15 protein-coding genes are annotated in these 15,920 nt (G+C 74.8%); 7 read left to right on the top strand and 8 right to left on the bottom strand.

The window, feature by feature from the left end:
- Positions 1-34: 34 nt before the first annotated feature.
- Together ACFYYN_RS04060 and ACFYYN_RS04055 are read left to right on the top strand one after the other, a co-directional pair.
- Positions 35-820, top strand: a complete 786-nt coding sequence (locus ACFYYN_RS04060; RefSeq protein WP_500544591.1) for an SDR family oxidoreductase — start codon at positions 35-37, stop codon at positions 818-820.
- Positions 817-1,761 (top strand): SDR family oxidoreductase, encoded by a 945-nt coding sequence (locus ACFYYN_RS04055; RefSeq protein ID WP_500544848.1) that lies wholly within the window; start codon positions 817-819, stop codon positions 1,759-1,761. The genes ACFYYN_RS04060 and ACFYYN_RS04055 overlap by 4 nt, the downstream gene beginning before the upstream one ends.
- Before the next feature lie 85 nt (positions 1,762-1,846).
- Here ACFYYN_RS04055 and ACFYYN_RS04050 read toward each other — a convergent pair whose 3' ends face one another.
- Genes ACFYYN_RS04050 through ACFYYN_RS04040 form a run of 3 tightly spaced genes read right to left on the bottom strand, consistent with a single transcriptional unit; the run spans position 1,847 to position 4,500 of the window.
- Complete coding sequence (locus ACFYYN_RS04050) at positions 1,847-3,004, bottom strand: acetyl-CoA C-acetyltransferase (RefSeq protein WP_500544590.1); 1,158 nt, start codon at positions 3,002-3,004, stop codon at positions 1,847-1,849.
- A gap of 46 nt (positions 3,005-3,050) precedes the next feature.
- Positions 3,051-3,698, bottom strand: coding sequence for a TetR/AcrR family transcriptional regulator (locus ACFYYN_RS04045; RefSeq protein WP_500544589.1), 648 nt, complete (start codon positions 3,696-3,698; stop codon positions 3,051-3,053).
- A gap of 16 nt (positions 3,699-3,714) precedes the next feature.
- Positions 3,715-4,500, bottom strand: coding sequence for an SDR family oxidoreductase (locus ACFYYN_RS04040; RefSeq protein ID WP_500544588.1), 786 nt, complete (start codon positions 4,498-4,500; stop codon positions 3,715-3,717).
- A gap of 47 nt (positions 4,501-4,547) precedes the next feature.
- Between ACFYYN_RS04040 and ACFYYN_RS04035 the strand changes: the two genes are divergently transcribed.
- Positions 4,548-5,699: an acyl-CoA dehydrogenase family protein gene (locus ACFYYN_RS04035; protein WP_500544587.1), complete on the top strand. Its 1,152-nt coding sequence runs from the start codon at positions 4,548-4,550 to the stop codon at positions 5,697-5,699.
- A 187-nt stretch (positions 5,700-5,886) separates the two neighbouring features.
- A complete protein-coding gene (locus ACFYYN_RS04030; RefSeq protein WP_500544586.1) occupies positions 5,887-6,867 on the top strand; it encodes an acyl-CoA dehydrogenase family protein in 981 nt (326 codons plus the stop codon).
- A gap of 12 nt (positions 6,868-6,879) precedes the next feature.
- Here the strand turns inward: ACFYYN_RS04030 and ACFYYN_RS04025 are convergent, their stop codons facing one another.
- Both ACFYYN_RS04025 and ACFYYN_RS04020 read right to left on the bottom strand, forming a co-directional pair.
- A complete protein-coding gene (locus ACFYYN_RS04025) occupies positions 6,880-9,597 on the bottom strand; it encodes a SpoIIE family protein phosphatase (RefSeq protein ID WP_500544585.1) in 2,718 nt (905 codons plus the stop codon).
- A 176-nt stretch (positions 9,598-9,773) separates the two neighbouring features.
- Positions 9,774-10,400, bottom strand: coding sequence for a histidine phosphatase family protein (locus ACFYYN_RS04020; RefSeq protein ID WP_500544584.1), 627 nt, complete (start codon positions 10,398-10,400; stop codon positions 9,774-9,776).
- 297 nt (positions 10,401-10,697) lie between these two features.
- On the opposite strand from ACFYYN_RS04020, the gene ACFYYN_RS04015 reads away from it, so the two are divergent.
- On the top strand, positions 10,698-10,964 hold the full coding sequence (locus ACFYYN_RS04015) for a hypothetical protein (RefSeq protein ID WP_500544583.1): 267 nt from the start codon (positions 10,698-10,700) through the stop codon (positions 10,962-10,964).
- Here ACFYYN_RS04015 and ACFYYN_RS04010 read toward each other — a convergent pair.
- Both ACFYYN_RS04010 and ACFYYN_RS04005 read right to left on the bottom strand, forming a co-directional pair.
- Positions 10,954-12,255 carry an RNA polymerase sigma factor gene (locus tag ACFYYN_RS04010; RefSeq protein WP_500544582.1) on the bottom strand — a complete coding sequence of 434 codons (1,302 nt, stop codon included), beginning with the start codon at positions 12,253-12,255 and terminating at the stop codon, positions 10,954-10,956. The two genes, ACFYYN_RS04015 and ACFYYN_RS04010, sit on opposite strands and share 11 nt — an antisense overlap.
- Positions 12,256-12,306: 51 nt before the next feature.
- Positions 12,307-12,672 (bottom strand): YciI family protein, encoded by a 366-nt coding sequence (locus tag ACFYYN_RS04005; RefSeq protein WP_499513898.1) that lies wholly within the window; start codon positions 12,670-12,672, stop codon positions 12,307-12,309.
- Positions 12,673-12,955: 283 nt separating this feature from the next.
- Between ACFYYN_RS04005 and ACFYYN_RS04000 the strand changes: the two genes are divergently transcribed.
- A complete protein-coding gene (locus ACFYYN_RS04000) occupies positions 12,956-14,323 on the top strand; it encodes a polysialyltransferase family glycosyltransferase (RefSeq protein WP_500544847.1) in 1,368 nt (455 codons plus the stop codon).
- Positions 14,324-14,339: 16 nt separating this feature from the next.
- Here the strand turns inward: ACFYYN_RS04000 and ACFYYN_RS03995 are convergent, their stop codons facing one another.
- On the bottom strand, positions 14,340-14,816 hold the full coding sequence (locus ACFYYN_RS03995) for a hypothetical protein (protein ID WP_500544581.1): 477 nt from the start codon (positions 14,814-14,816) through the stop codon (positions 14,340-14,342).
- A gap of 618 nt (positions 14,817-15,434) precedes the next feature.
- Here ACFYYN_RS03995 and ACFYYN_RS03990 point away from each other — a divergent pair.
- The gene (locus ACFYYN_RS03990) at positions 15,435-15,836 is read left to right on the top strand and encodes a helix-turn-helix domain-containing protein (protein ID WP_499513900.1); all 402 of its coding nucleotides are present in this window, start codon (positions 15,435-15,437) and stop codon (positions 15,834-15,836) included.
- Positions 15,837-15,920 lie beyond the last annotated feature (84 nt).

Below are 15,920 nucleotides of genomic sequence, written 5' to 3'. Positions count from 1 at the left end.
CACCAAACGTTTGTTAGGGGAAAGGTACTCCGGCGTGAGCATGACTGTCGATCTGTCGGACCGGGTCGCCGTCGTCACCGGCGGCACGCGCGGGGTCGGCGCCGGCATCGCCCGTGCGTTCGCGGAGGCCGGCGCCCGCGTCGTGGTCTGCGCCCGCCGCCCGCCGCCCGGGCCGCCGCCCGACGGAGCCGACTTCCGCGCGGTGGACCTGCGCGATCCGGGCGCCACCGCGGAGGTCCTCGGCGCGGTGGCGGAGGCGTACGGGCGCATCGACGTCCTGGTCAACAACGCGGGCGGGACGCCCTACCGGCTGCTCGGCGAGGCGGGACCCGAACGGCACGCGCGGGTCGTCGAGCTCAATCTGCTGGCGCCGCTCAACGCCTCGCTCGCCGTCCACCAGGTGATGGCCCGTCAACAGGGGGGCGGTGCGGTCGTGATGATCGGCAGCGTCAGCGGCGGCCGCCCCTCACCGGGAACGGCGGCCTACGGCGCGGCCAAGGCGGGCCTGGAGAGCCTGGCCCGCTCCATGGCCGTCGAATGGGCCCCGCTGATCCGCGTCAACACCCTGGTGCTCGGAATGGTCCGCACCGAGTCGTCGCACCTGCACTACGGGGACGAGGACGGCGTCGCCGCCGTGGAGCGCACGGTGCCGCTCGGGCGGCTCGCGGAGCCGGTGGAGGTGGGGGACGCCTGTGTCTTCCTCGCCTCCGAGCGGGCCCGTTACATCAGCGGCGCCAGCCTGCACCTTCACGGCGGCGGCGAGGCCCCGGCGTTCCTCGCCGCGGCCGGAGACGGAAGGGGAGCGGGATGGGCGGGATGACCGCGCAGGGCGGCGCCACGACGGGCATCTGCGCCGGGCGCGTGGTCGCCGTCACCGGTGCGGGACGCGGGCTGGGCCGGGCGCACGCCCTGGCGTTCGCCGCCGAGGGCGCCCGGGTCGTGGTCAACGACCTCGGCGGCGGGCCGGACGGCGCCGGGAGTTCGGCCGCGCCCGCCCACGAGGTGGCCGCCGAGATCCGCGCCCGGGGCGGTGAGGCCGTCGTGCACGACGGCGACATCGCCACCCAGCAGGGGGCGGCGTCCCTCGTCGCCACCGCACTGGAGGCGTTCGGGCGGCTGGACACCCTGGTCAACAACGCGGGCTTCCTGCGTGACCGGATGCTCGTCAACCTGGACGAGGACGACTGGAACGCCGTCCTGCGGGTCCATCTCACCGGCCACTTCCTGCCGCTGCGGCACGCGGCCGCGCACTGGCGGGCCGAGACCCGCGCGGGCCGCACCCCTGACGCGCGGATCGTCACGACCACGTCCGGTGCCGGGCTGCTGGGCAGCGTCGGGCAGGGCAACTACGCGGCCGCCAAGGCGGGCGTCGTCGGCCTGACCCTGGTGGCCGCCGCCGAACTGGCGCGGTACGGGGTACGGGTCAACGCCGTCGCCCCGGCGGCCCGGACCCGGATGACCGAGGCGGTCTTCGCCGAGGCCATGGCCGCGCCCGGGGCAGGCGCCTTCGACGCCATGGCACCGGGGAACGTCTCGCCGCTCGTCGTCTGGCTCGGGTCGGCCGCCTCGGCCGGTGTCACGGGGCGGGTCTTCGAGGCCGAGGGCGGCCGCATCACGGTCATGGAGGGCTGGCGGCCGGGGCCCACCGCCGACCGGGGCGCCCGCTGGACGCCCGCGGAGGCGGGGGAGGCCGCCGTGAAGCTGCTCGCGGCGGCGGAGCCCCCCGGGCGGGTGTACGGGGCGCGGGCGGCGGGGGAGTGACGCGGGGGGCGGTGACACGGGCCCCCGCGTCGCGGTGCGGTCGCGCCGATGCCGGGCTCGGCCTCCCGGTCGTCCGGCCGGCGGGTCAGAGCCGTTCGATGATCGTGACGTTGGCCTGGCCGCCGCCCTCGCACATCGTCTGCAGTCCGAAGCGCCCGCCGGTGCGCTCCAGTTCGTGCAGCAGGGTGGTCATCAGCTTCACGCCGGTGGCGCCGAGCGGATGGCCCAGCGCGATGGCGCCGCCGTTGACGTTGACCCGGCCGGGGTCGGCGCCGGTCTCCTTGAGCCAGGCCAGGACGACGGGGGCGAAGGCCTCGTTGATCTCGACCAGGTCGATGTCGTCGATGGTCAACCCGGTCTTCTTCAGGGCGTGCGCGGTCGCCGGGATGGGTGCGGAGAGCATGCGGATGGGGTCCTCGCCGCGCACCGACAGGTGGTGGACCCGCGCCCGAGGGGTGAGCCCGTGCTCGCGGACCGCGCGCTCGGAGGCGATGAGCATGGCGGCGGCCCCGTCCGAGACCTGGGAGGACAGGGCCGCGGTCAGCCGCCCGCCCTCCACCAGGGGTTTGAGGCCGGCCATCTTCTCCGCAGTGGTGTCGCGGCGCGGGCCCTCGTCGGCGGTCACACCGGCGAAGGGGGCGAGTTCGCGGTCGAATCGGCCCCCGTCGATGGCGGCGACCGCCCGCCGGTGGGAGCGCAGCGCGAACTCCTCCATGGCCTCACGGGTGATGCCCCACTTCGCGGCGATGAGCTCCGCGCCGTGGAACTGGCTCACCGGGGTGCTCCCGTAGCGGGCGCGCCAGCCCTCGGAGCCGGAGAACGGGCCCGCGGTCATGCCGAGCGGTTCGACGGCCCGGTGGTTGGCGTAGCCGATGGGGATGGCCGACATGTTCTGGACGCCGCCCGCCACGACGAGGTCCTGGGTGCCGGACAGCACGCCCTGGGCGGCGAAGTGGACGGCCTGCTGGGAGGAGCCGCACTGGCGGTCGACGGTCACGCCGGGGACCTCCTCGGGCAGCCCGGCCGCCAGCCAGCTGGTGCGGGCGATGTCGCCCGCCTGCGGGCCGACCTGGTCGAGGCAGCCGAAGACGACGTCCTCGACCGCGGCCGGGTCGACCCCGCAGCGTTCCACCAGCGCCTTCAGCACATGGGCGCCGAGGTCGGCGGGGTGGACCGCGGACAGCCCGCCGCCGCGCCGGCCGACCGGGGTGCGGACCGCTTCGACGATGTAGGCCTCGGCCATGACTGCTCCTCCGTGGGGACCGGGTGGTGGACCGGGTGCGGCTGCGTCATTCCCTGACGGTGACGCCGTCCAGCACCATGGACAGGTACTGCCGGGCGATCTCCTCGGGGCTGTGCTGCCCGCCCGGCCGGTACCAGGACGCCGCGACCCAGACGGTGTCGCGGATGAAGCGGTAGGCCAGCCGCAGGTCGAGGTCGGCGCGGAACACCCCGGTGGCTGCGCCGCGTTCCAGCGTCCCGAGCCAGAGCCGTTCGAACCTGCGCTGCGAATCGCCGAGATAGGCGAAGCGCGGCTGGGAGGACGCCAGCTGCCGGGCCTCCCGCTGGTAGATCGCGACGGCGTCCAGGTGCCGGTCGATCTCCCGGAAGGACTCGGTGACCAGGGCCTCGACGGTCTCCCGTGGGCCGAGGCCGGCGGCGAGCACGTCCTCGTACCCGGCCCACAGCTCGTCCAGGAAGGCCGAGAGGATCTCGTCCAGCATCGACTCCTTGGAGTCGAAGTGGTAGTAGAGGCTGCCCGCGAGCATCCCCGCCTCGTCGGCGATCCGCCGGACGGTGGTGGCGTCGTAGCCCTGCGCGGCGAACACCCTGGCGGCGATGGCGAGGAGTTCGGCGCGGCGCCCGTCGGAGGGGGCCGTGGCCCCCGCGGGGCTCTTCGCGGTCCTCGGCGTGGTCTTCGGAGTGGTCTTCGGCACGGGGATCATTCTCGCTTCACGCGTGCTGGCTGCTCACCGGGACGACCTCCCCGGTCATGTACGAGGAGTAGCCGGAGGCGAGGAAGACGATCACGTTGGCGACCTCCCAGGGTTCCGCGGGGCGGCCGAAGGCCTCGCGCGCGGTCAGTTCCGCCAGCAGGCCGGGGGTGGTGACCTTCACCAGGTGCGGGTGCATGGCGAGGCTGGGGGAGACGGCGTTGACCCGCACCCCGTACGCCGCCGCCTCCACCGCCGCGCAGCGGGTGAGCGCCATGACCCCGGCCTTGGCCGCGGCGTAGTGCGCCTGCCCGGCCTGGGCGCGCCAGCCGGCGACGGAGGCGTTGTTGACGATGACGCCGCCGGCACCGGAGGCCTTCATCCGGCGCAGTGCGGCGCGGGTGCAGCGGAAGGTGCCGGTCAAAGTGACGTCGAGGACCTCCGCCCACTGCCCGTCGGTCATCTCGGTCAGTTCGGCGGTGCCGCCGAGGCCGGCGTTGTTGACCACGACGTCCAGCCGCCCGTGCCGGCGCTCCGCGAGGTCGAGCAGCGCCGCGACCTGGGTCTCGTCCGTGACGTCGCAGGGGAGCGCGGCGACCCGGTCCGGCCCGAACTCGTCCGCCAGGGCGGCCGCGCACTCCTTCAGCCGCCGCTGGTGGACGTCGCCGATCACCACCCGGGCGCCCTCCTCCAGGAGGCGCCGGGCCGTCGCGCCGCCGATGCCGGCGCCCGCCGCCGCGGTGACGACCGCGGTGCGGTCCGCCAGCAGCGCGTGGCCCGGGTGGTACGGGGGTGGTGGAGTCACGCCGTCGACGTTAATCTACCAAACACTTGTTAGGGAAGGGGGAGCGGGTGGATCTCGACTTCACCGCGGAGGAACGGTCCTTCCGGCACCAGGCCCGGGACTGGCTCGCCGCGCACGTCCCCGCCGTCCCGCTGCCCTCCCTGGAGACGGCCGAGGGCTTCGCCGCCCACCGCGCCTGGGAGCGCCGGCTGGCCGCCGACCGCTGGTCGGTCGTCTCCTGGCCTGCCGCCTACGGGGGGCGGGACGCCACGCTCCTCCAGTGGCTGGTCTTCGAGGAGGAGTACTACGCCGCCGGGGCGCCCGGCCGGGTCGGCCAGAACGGGATCAGCCTGCTCGGCCCGACCCTCCTGGAGCACGGCACCCAGGAGCAGCGCGACCGCGTCCTGCCGCCCATGGCGCGCGGCGAGGTGATCTGGGCGCAGGCCTGGTCCGAGCCGGAGGCGGGTTCCGACCTGGCGTCGCTGCGCTCCACGGCCACCCGCACCGAGGGCGGCTGGCTGCTGCGCGGCCAGAAGACCTGGTCCTCCCGCGCCGCCTTCGCCGACCGCGCGTTCGGGCTGTTCCGCAGCCACCCCGGGGCGCCGCGGCCGCACCAGGGACTGACCTACCTGATGTTCGGGCTCGACGCGCCCGGGGTGACCGTGCGGCCGCTCGCCCGCCTCGACGGGAAGCCGGCCTTCGCCGAACTCTTCCTGGACGGCGTCTTCGTGCCCGACGCCGACGTGGTCGGCGCCCCCGGCGACGGCTGGCGGGTCGCCATGAGCACGGCGGCCGACGAGCGCGGCCTCACCCTGCGCAGCCCCGGCCGCTTCACGGCGGCCGCCCGCCGCCTGGCGGCCCTGTGGCACTCCTGCGGCGAGGACGCGGACCCGGCCGCCGCCGACCGTGTCGCGGACGCGCTGATCGGCGCCCGTGCGTACCAGCTGGCCGCCTACGCGGGCGCCGCCCGCGCCGCCGAGGGCGGCGCACCGGAGGCAGGCGCGTCCAGCCTCACCAAGGTCTTCTGGTCCGAGCTGGACATCGCCCTGCACGAGACTGCGCTGGACCTCCTGGGGCCGCCGGGGGAGGCCGCCGGGGGCCCCTGGGCCGAGGGCTGGGTGTTCGCGCTCGCGGGGCCCGTCTACGCCGGTACGAACGAGATCCAGCGCGACATCGTCGCCGAGCGGTTGCTCGGGCTGCCGAGGGGGCGTCGCGGATGAGGTTCCCGCCGGGCGCCCGGGTCGTGGGGGAGTACGGTCCGGCCTGCTGCTGCCGGGTGCGTGGCGCCGGCCGTGCCGGGGCGTACGGCGCTGGTGGCTCGCGTCGTCCTGCGTGTGCGGGTGCGAGCGGGATGCAGCGCGAGGTCATGGCCGAGCGGTTGCCCGGGCTGCCGAGGGGGCGTCGCGGATGAGGTTCCTGCCGACCGTGGAGCAGGCGGACTTCGCCCACGCCCTGGACCGCATGCTCGCCGCCGCCGGGACGCCGGAGGCGGCGCGTGCCTGGGCCGCGGGGGAGCACGCACCGGGGCGGCGGCTGTGGGCCCGGCTGGCCGACGCCGGGCTCTTCGCGCTCGCCGTGCCGGAGGCGTACGACGGCTACGGCCCACGCCCCGTCGAGCTCGCCCTCGCTTTCGTCGAGCTGGGGCGGCACGCCGTACCGGGCCCGGTCGTCGAGACGGTGGCCGCCGCCGCGCTCCTGGACGCGCTGCCCGACCCGGGGCCGGCCAAGGAGTGGCTGCCCCGCGTCGCCGCGGGACGGGCCGTGCTGGGCCTCGCCGCGCCGGAGGGCGGCCACGCCCTCGACGCCGACGCCGCCGACGCCGTCCTGGTCGTGAGCGGCGACCGGCTGCTCCTGGCCCGCCACCATGGCCCGGTCCTGGCCTCCCTCGACCCCGTCCGGCGTCTGGCCGTCCCGCAGGAGGGCACCGCGGCGGTGCTGGCCGCCGGGCCCGCCGTCGCGGCCGCGGCCGCCCGGGCCGCCGACCGGGCGGCGCTCGTCACGGCGGCCCAGGCGCTCGGCGTCGGGCTCGCGCTGCTGGCCCGTACGGTCGACCATGTGCGGCGGCGCCACCAGTTCGGGGTGCCGGTCGGCTCCTTCCAGGCCGTCAAGCACCGGCTGGCCGACACCCTGATCGCCCTGGAGTTCGCCAGGCCCCTGCTGCACGGCGCCGCCGTGACCGGGACCGGCGCCGACGTCGCCGCCGCGAAGGTGGCCTGCGGCGAGGCCGCCTACCGGGCCGCGCGGACCGCGCTGCAACTGCACGGCGCCCTCGGTTACACGGCCGAGTACGACCTGTCCCTGTGGCTCACCAAGGCCCGCGCGCTGCGCTCCGCCTGGGGTACGCCGGCCCGGTGCCGGGCCCGTGTGCTGGCGCAGACGTCCGGCTGAGCCCCGGGGCGTTCACCGCGTCGAGGCGTCGACCGCGCCCGTCAGCCGGGCGCCCGCGTCCAGGGCGCGGTCCGCCCAGGCGGGCAGCGGCTGCTCCGCCCAGATCACCTTGCCCTCGGGGGTGTAGCGGGTGCCCCAGCGTTCGGCGACCTGCGCGACCAGGAACAGCCCGCGGCCGCCCTCGTCGGTGGTGGCGGCGTAGCGCAGGTGCGGCGAGGTGCTGCTGCCGTCGGACACCTCGCAGGTCAGCGTGCGGTCCAGCAGCAGCCGGACCCTGATGGGCGCGGAGCCGTAGCGGATCGCGTTGGTGATCAGTTCGCTGAGCACCAGTTCCATGCCGAACGCCAGCTCCGACAGGCCCCACTCGTCCAGCTTCTCCGCGACGGCGGCCCGCATCCCGGACACGGCCGCGGGATCGAGGGGCACGTCCCACTCGGCGACGTGATCGGCGGGGGTGCACCGGGTGCGGGCGATGAGCAGCGCCACGTCGTCCTTGGGACGGCCCGGCAGCAGCGCCTCCAGCACGGCCTGGCAGCTCTCCTCGGGCGGCCGGTCCGGGTGGGCGGCCAGGGCCTGCTTCAGCATCTCCATGCCGACGTCGAGGTCCCGCCTGCGGTCCTCGATCAGCCCGTCGGTGTACAGGACCAGCTGGGTGCCCTCCGCCAGCTCCAGCTCCGCCGTCTGGAACGGCATGCCGCCCAGGCCCAGCGGCGGCCCGGCGGGCAGGTCGGGGAACTCCACGCCGCCGTCGGGGCGGACCAGGGCGGGCGGGTGGTGCCCGGCCCGCGCCATCACGCAGCGCCGTGAGACGGGGTCGTAGATCGCGTACAGGCAGGTGGCACCCATGACGCCGGCCCCGACGCCGGTGCCGGACTCGTCCTGGTCGATGCGGCCGACCAGGTCGTCCAGGTGCCCGAGGAGCTCGTCGGGCGGCAGGTCGAGGGTGGAGAAGTTGTGCACCGCGGTGCGCAGCCGCCCCATCGTGGCGGCGGCGTGCAGCCCGTGGCCGACGACGTCGCCGACGACCAGCGCCACCCGGTTGCCCGGGAGCGGGATCACGTCGAACCAGTCGCCGCTGACGCCGGACTGCGCGGGCAGGTAGCGGTGGGCCACGTCCAGGGCGCTCTGCTCGGGCAGCGCGCGCGGCAGCAGGCTGCGCTGCAGGGTGACGGCCAGGGCGTGCTCGCGGGTGTAGCGGCGCGCGTTGTCGATGTTGATCGCGGCGCGGGCGACGAGCTCCTCGGCGAGCGAGAGGTCCTCCTCGTCGAACGGCTCCGGCTTCTCCGAACGCCAGAAGTTGGCGATGCCCAGCACCACGCCGCGGGCCTTGAGCGGGGCCGCGATCAGCGAGTGGATGCCGTACCCCACGACCCGGTCCGTGCGCTCGGGGTCCTGCGCGAGCCAGCCTGCGTCCGCGGAGAGGTCGGCGACGATCTCCGCGCGGCCGCTGCCGAAGCCGCGCGCCTGCGGGGTGGAGGGCAGGAAGTCGATCAGCCTGCCGAGCGGGTAGAGCGGGGCGTCGGAGCGGATGCCGTTGACGGCCGTGCGGCGCATGTCGGAGCCGGCGGTGCCGCTGGGCTCCTCGCCGCGCAGCACCGGGTCGGCCAGGTCGACGGTGACGAAGTCGGCGAAGCGCGGCACGGTGACCTGCGCCAGCTCCTCGGCGGTGCGCACCACGTCGAGGGTCGTGCCGACGCCCAGGCCTGCGTCGTAGAGCAGCTTGAGGCGTTCCCTGGCGTCCTCGGCGCGGCCGGACAGCGCCTGCAGCTCCGTGGAGTCGCGCAGGGTCACGATCGAGCCCTTGGGGCCGCCGTGGCCGTCGGTGGGACGCTGGTTGACCGCCAGCAGGCGGTCGCCGGCCGGCAGCACTTCGTCGGTGGCCACCCGCTGGGAGGTCAGCAGCTCGACCGTGCCCGGGTCGAGCCCGTGCAGGTCGGTGATCCGCCGGCCCTCGGCGTCGGGGGCGAGGTCGAGCAGGCGCTTGGCCTCGTCGTTGGCGAGCAGCAGCCGACCGTCCTCGTCGACGATGAGCACGCCCTCCCGCACGGAGTGCAGCACGGTGTCGTGGTGCTCGTACATGCGGGTCATCTCGGCCGCGTCCAGGCGGTGGGTCTGCCGGCGCAGCCGTCTGGCGACCAGGGCGGTGCCGCCCATGGCCAGGGCGAGCGCGGCCGCGCCGGCGCCGAGGATGATCGGCAGCTGCTTGGCGACCACGCCGGTCACGTTCTTCACCTTCATGCCGGCCGACACCAGTGCCACGACCTGGCCGTGCGGGTCGTCGACGGGGTCGAAGACGGGCACGACCGCCTGGACCTCGTGGCCGAGCGGGCCCTGCACGCTCTCGGTGTAGACCCTGCCCTGCAGGGACGGCCCGATGGTGCCGACGAACTGCTGGCCGATCCGGCCGGGGATGGGGTGCGTGTAGCGGATCCCCTTGGTGTCCATCACCACGATGAAGTCGACCCCGGCCTCCTTGCGGGCCAGTTCGGTGATGGGCTGGAGGGTCTTGGAGGGGTCCGGTTCCTTCAGCACGTCCACCAGGCCGGGGGAGCGGGCGAAGGTGCTCGCCGCCGCGATCGAACGGTTCACGGCCTCGCGCTCGCTGTCGTGCCGGGACTGCACGACGAGCGCGAACACGCCGCCCGCCACGAGCAGCACGACGATCGCCACCTGCAGGATGAAGACCTGTCCGGCGACGCTCCGCGGGCTCTTCTCGGTCAGTGACCGCATTGTGACGCCCCGAATCGGTCGAAAACGTCGACCATGCCGACATTTCTAACACTGCCCGGTTTGAGGTTGCCATAGGCCACAAGGTCCCCGGACCGGGTGCCGGGCCTGCGCGCGGGGCGTACGGCGCGGCGCGGGGCCCGGTGTCGGGTGGCCGGCAAGGAGCCGGGCGACCGCCGTCAGAAGTGCAGCTCGGCCGGGAAACCGGTCCAGCGCAGTTCCTCCGGGAGGTGCCGCATGTCGTTGAGGAGCAGCACAGAGTTCGGCCGGCCGGGGGTGTAGCGGATCACCGTCAGGGCGGCGTTGGCGTGGTTGAGGCTGAGCCAGCGCCAGCGGGGCGCGTCCAGCGCCGCCGAGACCAGCCAGCCGATCAGGAAGTTGTGGGTCACGACCAGCTCGTGCGCCGCCTTGCCCGCCGCCATCGGCCCGGCGAAGCGGGTCAGCGCCTCGGCGGCCCAGTGCGGTCCCCAGGCGCGCTCCTCGGCGGAGAAGTGGTCGAGGAAGCGGGAGAGGTAGTACGCGCTGTCCGGCGGCAGCTCGGACTCCGCGGGGAAGTACGGCGGGTAGTCCCCCGCGAGCTCGTTGGGCGTCACGGGCACCCCGTTCCCCAGCCGCTCGCCGATCAGCGCCGCGGACTGCGCTGCCCCGGGCAGCGGACCGTGGTGGACGGCGGAGACCGGGGAGCCCCCCAGCCGCTCGCCGAGGAGTCCGGCCTGCCGGAAGCCGTTCTCCGTCAGGCCGCTCCCGTCCGGCAGCGCCTCTGCGTGCCGGGTGAGGTAGAGGTAGCGGCTCGCCGTTCCGGTCATGCCCTGTCCCTCTCGGGTGTCGACGACGTCGGGTGTCCCGCGTGCGGGCCGCGGTTCCCGCCGCGCCGCGGGCGGCGCACCGCAGGATGATCCCATGAGCGGGACGTATGTCCACCCGCCCGGCACCCGCTCGGTGAGGGCGCGCGGGAGTCCGCGGGTGACTGCGGGGGCGCGCGCCGTCCCCCTGGCCCACCCGTCACCCGGGCCCCGCGCAGGGGCCGTCGGCGTCCGGATGCGCCACGCGCCCGCGGCCGTACGATGAAATCCACGCCGTCGGCGAGACCGCGGGAGGCCGCGATGGACAGGACGAGGGCGACCGGCCGGCACTACGGGCTGTACGGGCTCGTCGCCGCGGCCGCGGTGGTGGTCGCGGTGGGGCTCGGTGTGCCGATCGGTGCGATCTTCATCCTCGCCGTGGCCCTGATGTGCCCGCTGATGATGCTCGTCATGCTGCACGCCCTGCGCGGGTCCGAGGCGCACCGCCACCCGGTCGTCGAGGCCATCGACGGCACCGCCGGCCGCCGCCGCGGCCCGGGACCCGGCGCCCGGCCGCCTACCGCTTAGCCGCCAGGCTCGCCCGGGCGGCGCGCTCGACCAGCAGGGCACGCTCGCGCTCGTTGCGCGTCAGGGAGGCGGCGCGCAGGAACTCCTCGCGGGCCTCGGCGTACCGGCCGAGCCGCTCCAGCAGGTCACCGCGGACGCTCGGCAGCAGGTGGTAGCCGCGCAGCGACGGCTCGTCGGTGAGCCCGTCCACGAGCGCGAGCCCCTCCTGCGGTCCGTACGCCATGGTGACCGCGACCGCCCGGTTGAGTTCCACCACCGGGGACGGCGCGCGCTGTGCCAGGGCCGCGTAGAGCTCGGCGATCCGCCGCCAGTCCGTGTCCCGCGCGTGCAGGGCGCGGGCGTGGCAGGCGGCGATGGCCGCCTGCAGCGCGTACGGGCCCGGCGGGCCGCCCGCCGCCTCGGCGCGCGCCAGGGCGGCGAAGCCGCGCCGGATCAGCAGCTGGTCCCAGCGCCGCCGGTCCTGGTCGGCCAGCAGGACGGGCTGCCCGTCCGGGCCGGTGCGGGCGGCAGAACGGGAGGCCTGGATCTCCAGCAGCGCGGCCAGGCCGTGGGCCTCGGGCTCCTTGGGCATCAGCCCCGCCAGCACCCTGGCGAGGCGCAGCGCGTCCTCGCACAGCGCCGGGCGCATCCAGTCGTCGCCCGCGGTCGCCGAGTAGCCCTCGTTGAAGACCAGGTAGATGACCTCCAGGACGGAGGAGAGCCGTTCGACCCGGTCGGGCCCGTGCGGCTGCTCGAAGGGCACGTCCGCCTTCGCCAGCGTCCGTTTCGCCCGCACGATGCGCTGGGCGACGGTCGCCTCGGGGACGAGGTAGGCGCGCGCGATCTCGGCGGTGGTCAGACCACCGAGCAGCCGCAGGGTGAGCGCCACGCGGGCCTCGGTGGACAGCACCGGGTGGCAGGCGGTGAAGACCAGCCGCAGCAGGTCGTCCTCGATGTCGCCGTCGGCGGCCGCCTCGGCGGCCGCGAAGTCGGGCTCGTACGCCTGGCCGCCCTCCAGGGTGTGGCCGAGTTCCCGGAGCTTGCGCGCGAAGACCTCCTTGCGGCGGACGAGGTCGATCGCCCGGTGCTTCGCCGTGGTCGTCAGCCAGGCACCGGGGTTGTCCGGGACGCCGGCGCCCGGCCACTGTTCGAGGGCGGCGACCAGGGCGTCCTGCGCGAGCTCCTCGGCGACGCCGATGTCGCGCACGATCCGCGCGACACCGGCGATCACCCGGGCCGACTCGATCCGCCACACCGCCTCGATCGCGCGGCGGGCGTCATCGGTACCTGGAGCCGAAGCCGTCACAGCCACCCATCAGAGCAGCCGCTCCGGGCGAGGGCAACCGGCGGCGCTCCGGGCGCCTCAGGAGAGCTCGGGGGCCTCCTCGACCTGCCGCAGCTCGCAGGTGATCTCCCAGGCGTCGCCGTGGACCTGCAGGAAGCGCTTGGTCCACTCCACGGCCTCCTCCTTCGACTTCGCCTGGACGATCGCGTAGCCGCCGATGAACTCCTTGGACTCGGTGAAGGGCCCGTCGACGACGGACAGCTTCCCGTGGTCCCAGTGCAGCCGGGTCCCCTCGGAGGTCGGCCGCAGACCGGCCGTGTCCAGGAGCACGCCGGCCTTGGACATCTCCTCGATGAGCTTGCCCATCTCCTCCATCAGCCGCTCGTCGGGGCCGCCCTCGGGGACGTTGTCCTCGTTGATCCGGATCAGGGACATGAAACGCATCGCGTTCTCCTTCTTCAGGTACGGGTTCCTCAGGCACGGGTGGGGATCCTCCCCGCTCCTGCCTACGCGTCGAACGGGCGGCGCGCGGATCGACACGTCGGAGGAAGTTTTTCGCGCGGACGTGCTCCGGGGCCGTTCCGGGCCCCGCTCACTCGGACCGGTGACATCCGGCGCCACGGCTTGGACCGGGACGAACGGGTCCGTGATGCTGGGCCACGAGCGGCAGCGCCGCGCCCCGGACCGGATGCCGCGCCGGGCGCGCGGCGACATGAAGGACGAATGGATGACCCAGATCTTCTTCGCCGCCACCCCTTACGCGGCGGCGACCGTCACGGCGGCCATCCGGGCGGGGTTGTTCGGACCCCGTGGGGGCCGCCGCCGTCTCCTCGTGGTGAGCGACGTCTCGGCCGTCCCCGAGCTCGCCACGCCCCTCGACCGCACGCCGGGCTTCGCGGCGCTGCGGCCCGAGTTCGACGCCGTGCGCTCCTGGAACGCCGCCATCGCCCCGCACCACCCGGCCGACTGGTCGCCCCGCGAGGAGGACCTCACCCTGTGGGAGCGGGCACTGCGGCTCGCCTGGGAGCTGGGCGAGGGACCCGTGGAGATCGTCTGTGAGGCGCCGCACTCGCCGCCCGCCCGCTCGGTCGCCGAGATCTTCGCCGAGAGCCCGGTCCACGTGTACGCCGCCGGCCTGACGGGCTACGGACCCACCGCCGACCGGCTGCCGGCCGGTCCCGGTCGCCGTATCGCGCGGCTGCTCCACGTCGACCTGCTGCCGGGGCTGCGCCCGCTGCTGCTCGCCGAGCACGCGGTGGAGCCCGTGGCCGTCCCCGAGGACGTGCTGCTGAACACGCTCCAGGGCATGGCCGCCCTCGTCCCGCCGGTTCCCGAGCGGCACACCGCACTCCTGCTCGGCGAGCACCTGAGCGCGAGCGGCCTCGTCGACGGGCGGGAGGAGGCCGGGCTCCACGTGCGCATGCTCCGCGGAGCGGTCGCGGCCGGTCACACCTCGCTGGTCTACGCCCCCGATCCCGGCGCGCCCGAGGACCTGACGTCCTCGCTCGGCAGGGCCGCCGCCGGGCTCGGCGTGGAACTGGCGGTCCTGGAGGGGCCCGTCGCCGCCGAGGCCCTGCTCGCGCGGTTCCGCCCCGCGCTGGTCGTCGGCTGTTCCTCGACCGCCCTGTTCACCGCCGCGGCCCTGCACGGCATCCCCGCCGCACGCGTCGGCACCGGGCCGCTGCTGGACCGGGTCGCCCCGTACGAGAGCGAGGACCGCATCCCGCTCACCCTCGTCGACGCCGCCCTCCCGGACCTGGAGCGGGACGCCGCCCTCGTCGGCCGCCCGCCGGCCCTCACCGCGGAGGTGGTGGAGGGGACCCTCGCCCCGCTGTTGCGGACCGTGGGCTACTGCATGCAGGCCCGTCTCCACCCCGGGCTGCGCCCGGAGGCCGAGGAGTGGCTCCGCCGTCATCTGCCGCGCCACCCCCAGTACTTCAAGCGGCGCCGCCTCACCAGTCTGCGCCTGCCCGGGGGCAGCCCGGTCCGCGCCGAGGCCCTCCGCCGTCACCGCGCCGTGCGCCGGGTGGTGCGCACCCTGCGCGCCGTGCGGGGCGTGCGTGCCGTGCGCCGCGGGCGGGCGCTGCGGGTGTGACGGGCCGGCGGCCGTCTCACAGGGGCGCGGGAACGCGCGGCAGGGAGCGGGCGCCGGCGGTCAGCACCTCCAGGCAGGCGATGTAGAGATATGCCGGGCCGGTGAGTTCCACGGCGTTCCTGGAGTGGATCCACAGGGCCGGGTGCCGGGCCGGCCTGCGCGGGTCGGTGGCGGCCAGCCACCCGCCGAGGGCGAGGAAGCGCAGCCCGAGCGGGGACCAGACGTCCTCGGCGCGCGGCGGCACCAGGAAGTACAGGAAGCCGCAGCGCCGGTCCCACATGACGGGTCCCACGGGCGCGGTGCTGTCCTGCAGTCGTGCCAGGACCTCGTGGCCCGGTCGTTCGGGGATCCTGACGGCGTCCCACCGGTGGCCGGCCGGCAGCAGCGTCACCCGGTTCCTGGCGCGGGCCCACTCGTCCAGGCGGCGCCGTGGGTCACCGGCTCCTCGGGCGAGCCATGCCGCGAGGGCGGGCCCGCAGAATTCGTCGCACATACCACTCCCGGATTCTGCTGCGAGTGATCGGCGCACGGACACCGTCCGGCCGGGGGAGCCGACGAAGCATGCATATATCTGCTGTCGGCATGTGCGGAGAGCAATGCCCATGACGTTGAATCACTTGATCGGATGGGGCAAAAGCGGCCAGTTTTGGGCAACCGGGTTTCGGGGGCGTTGATCACCCCTAGATTCCGTCCGACGTCACCGGCGCCGGGCGTGACGCACCGCGTCCCGGAGCGTTGAAGGTACGGGTTTCGGAGGAGGGAGGGCAGTTTTGGCGACGCCGGATGAAACCGCCCGGGGAAGCGCAGAATCACTGTCGGGATTCCGGGGTGCGGACCGCCTTCGCAGGGGAGCCCGGTGGGGCGGTCGGGCGGAAGCGGGTCCGTACCGCGTTGTCCATGGCCATCGGACGAGTTGTCTGATGACATTGGACGCTAGCCCCTGGCGCGCCCCGCGGCAAGCATTTCGCGGCAGTTCGGTCCGGCTGGCGTGGCACACCGGGGTGAAGGTGCAGGTGAGGGGGTGTGGGTCCGGGTCGGGTGGGTGGGGCCGCTGTAGACTCGATCTCACTCGTACGGGTCAACCGACGTGCTAGCAGGAAGAATCCATCCCGTGGTGAACGCACTGCAGGAACTGATCAAGCGCCGGCTGGAGCAGCGGGGCTGGTCGTACGGTGAGGTGGCGCGGCGCGGTGGCGTCCCGCGGTCGACGGTGCATCACCTGGCGACGACCGCGCGGGTGGCCCGGATGCCGCAGCAGTCCACGCTGGAGGGCCTGTCGCGGGGGCTGGAGCTGCCGCTGGAGGCGGTACGCCGCGCCGCGGCCGAGGCCTGCGGGATCCACCTGTACGTCGAGGACGGCACCGGCACCACCCCCGACCCCGAGGTGGCCACCCTCATCGCCAGCGTCCAGCAACTGTCCGAAGCCGACCGCCGCCACGTCGCCGCCCTCGTCGAATCCCTCCTCCGCAGCTCCACCGAGCCCCGGTCGGCGTCCGGTCCGGAGTCCGGCTGACCCTTGGGGGCGCGCGCCGGCGCAGGGAACATCGCAACGCCAAACGCCGCTCGGCGTCTACTGCGGACGGCCCGGTCCATCTGG

Source organism: Streptomyces sp. NPDC001902, from assembly GCF_042891295.1.
In the GTDB taxonomy this organism is placed as follows: Bacteria; Actinomycetota; Actinomycetes; order Streptomycetales; family Streptomycetaceae; genus Actinacidiphila.
The sequence above is the reverse complement of the archived record's forward strand: the minus strand, read 5'-3'. Positions and strand labels throughout refer to the sequence as shown.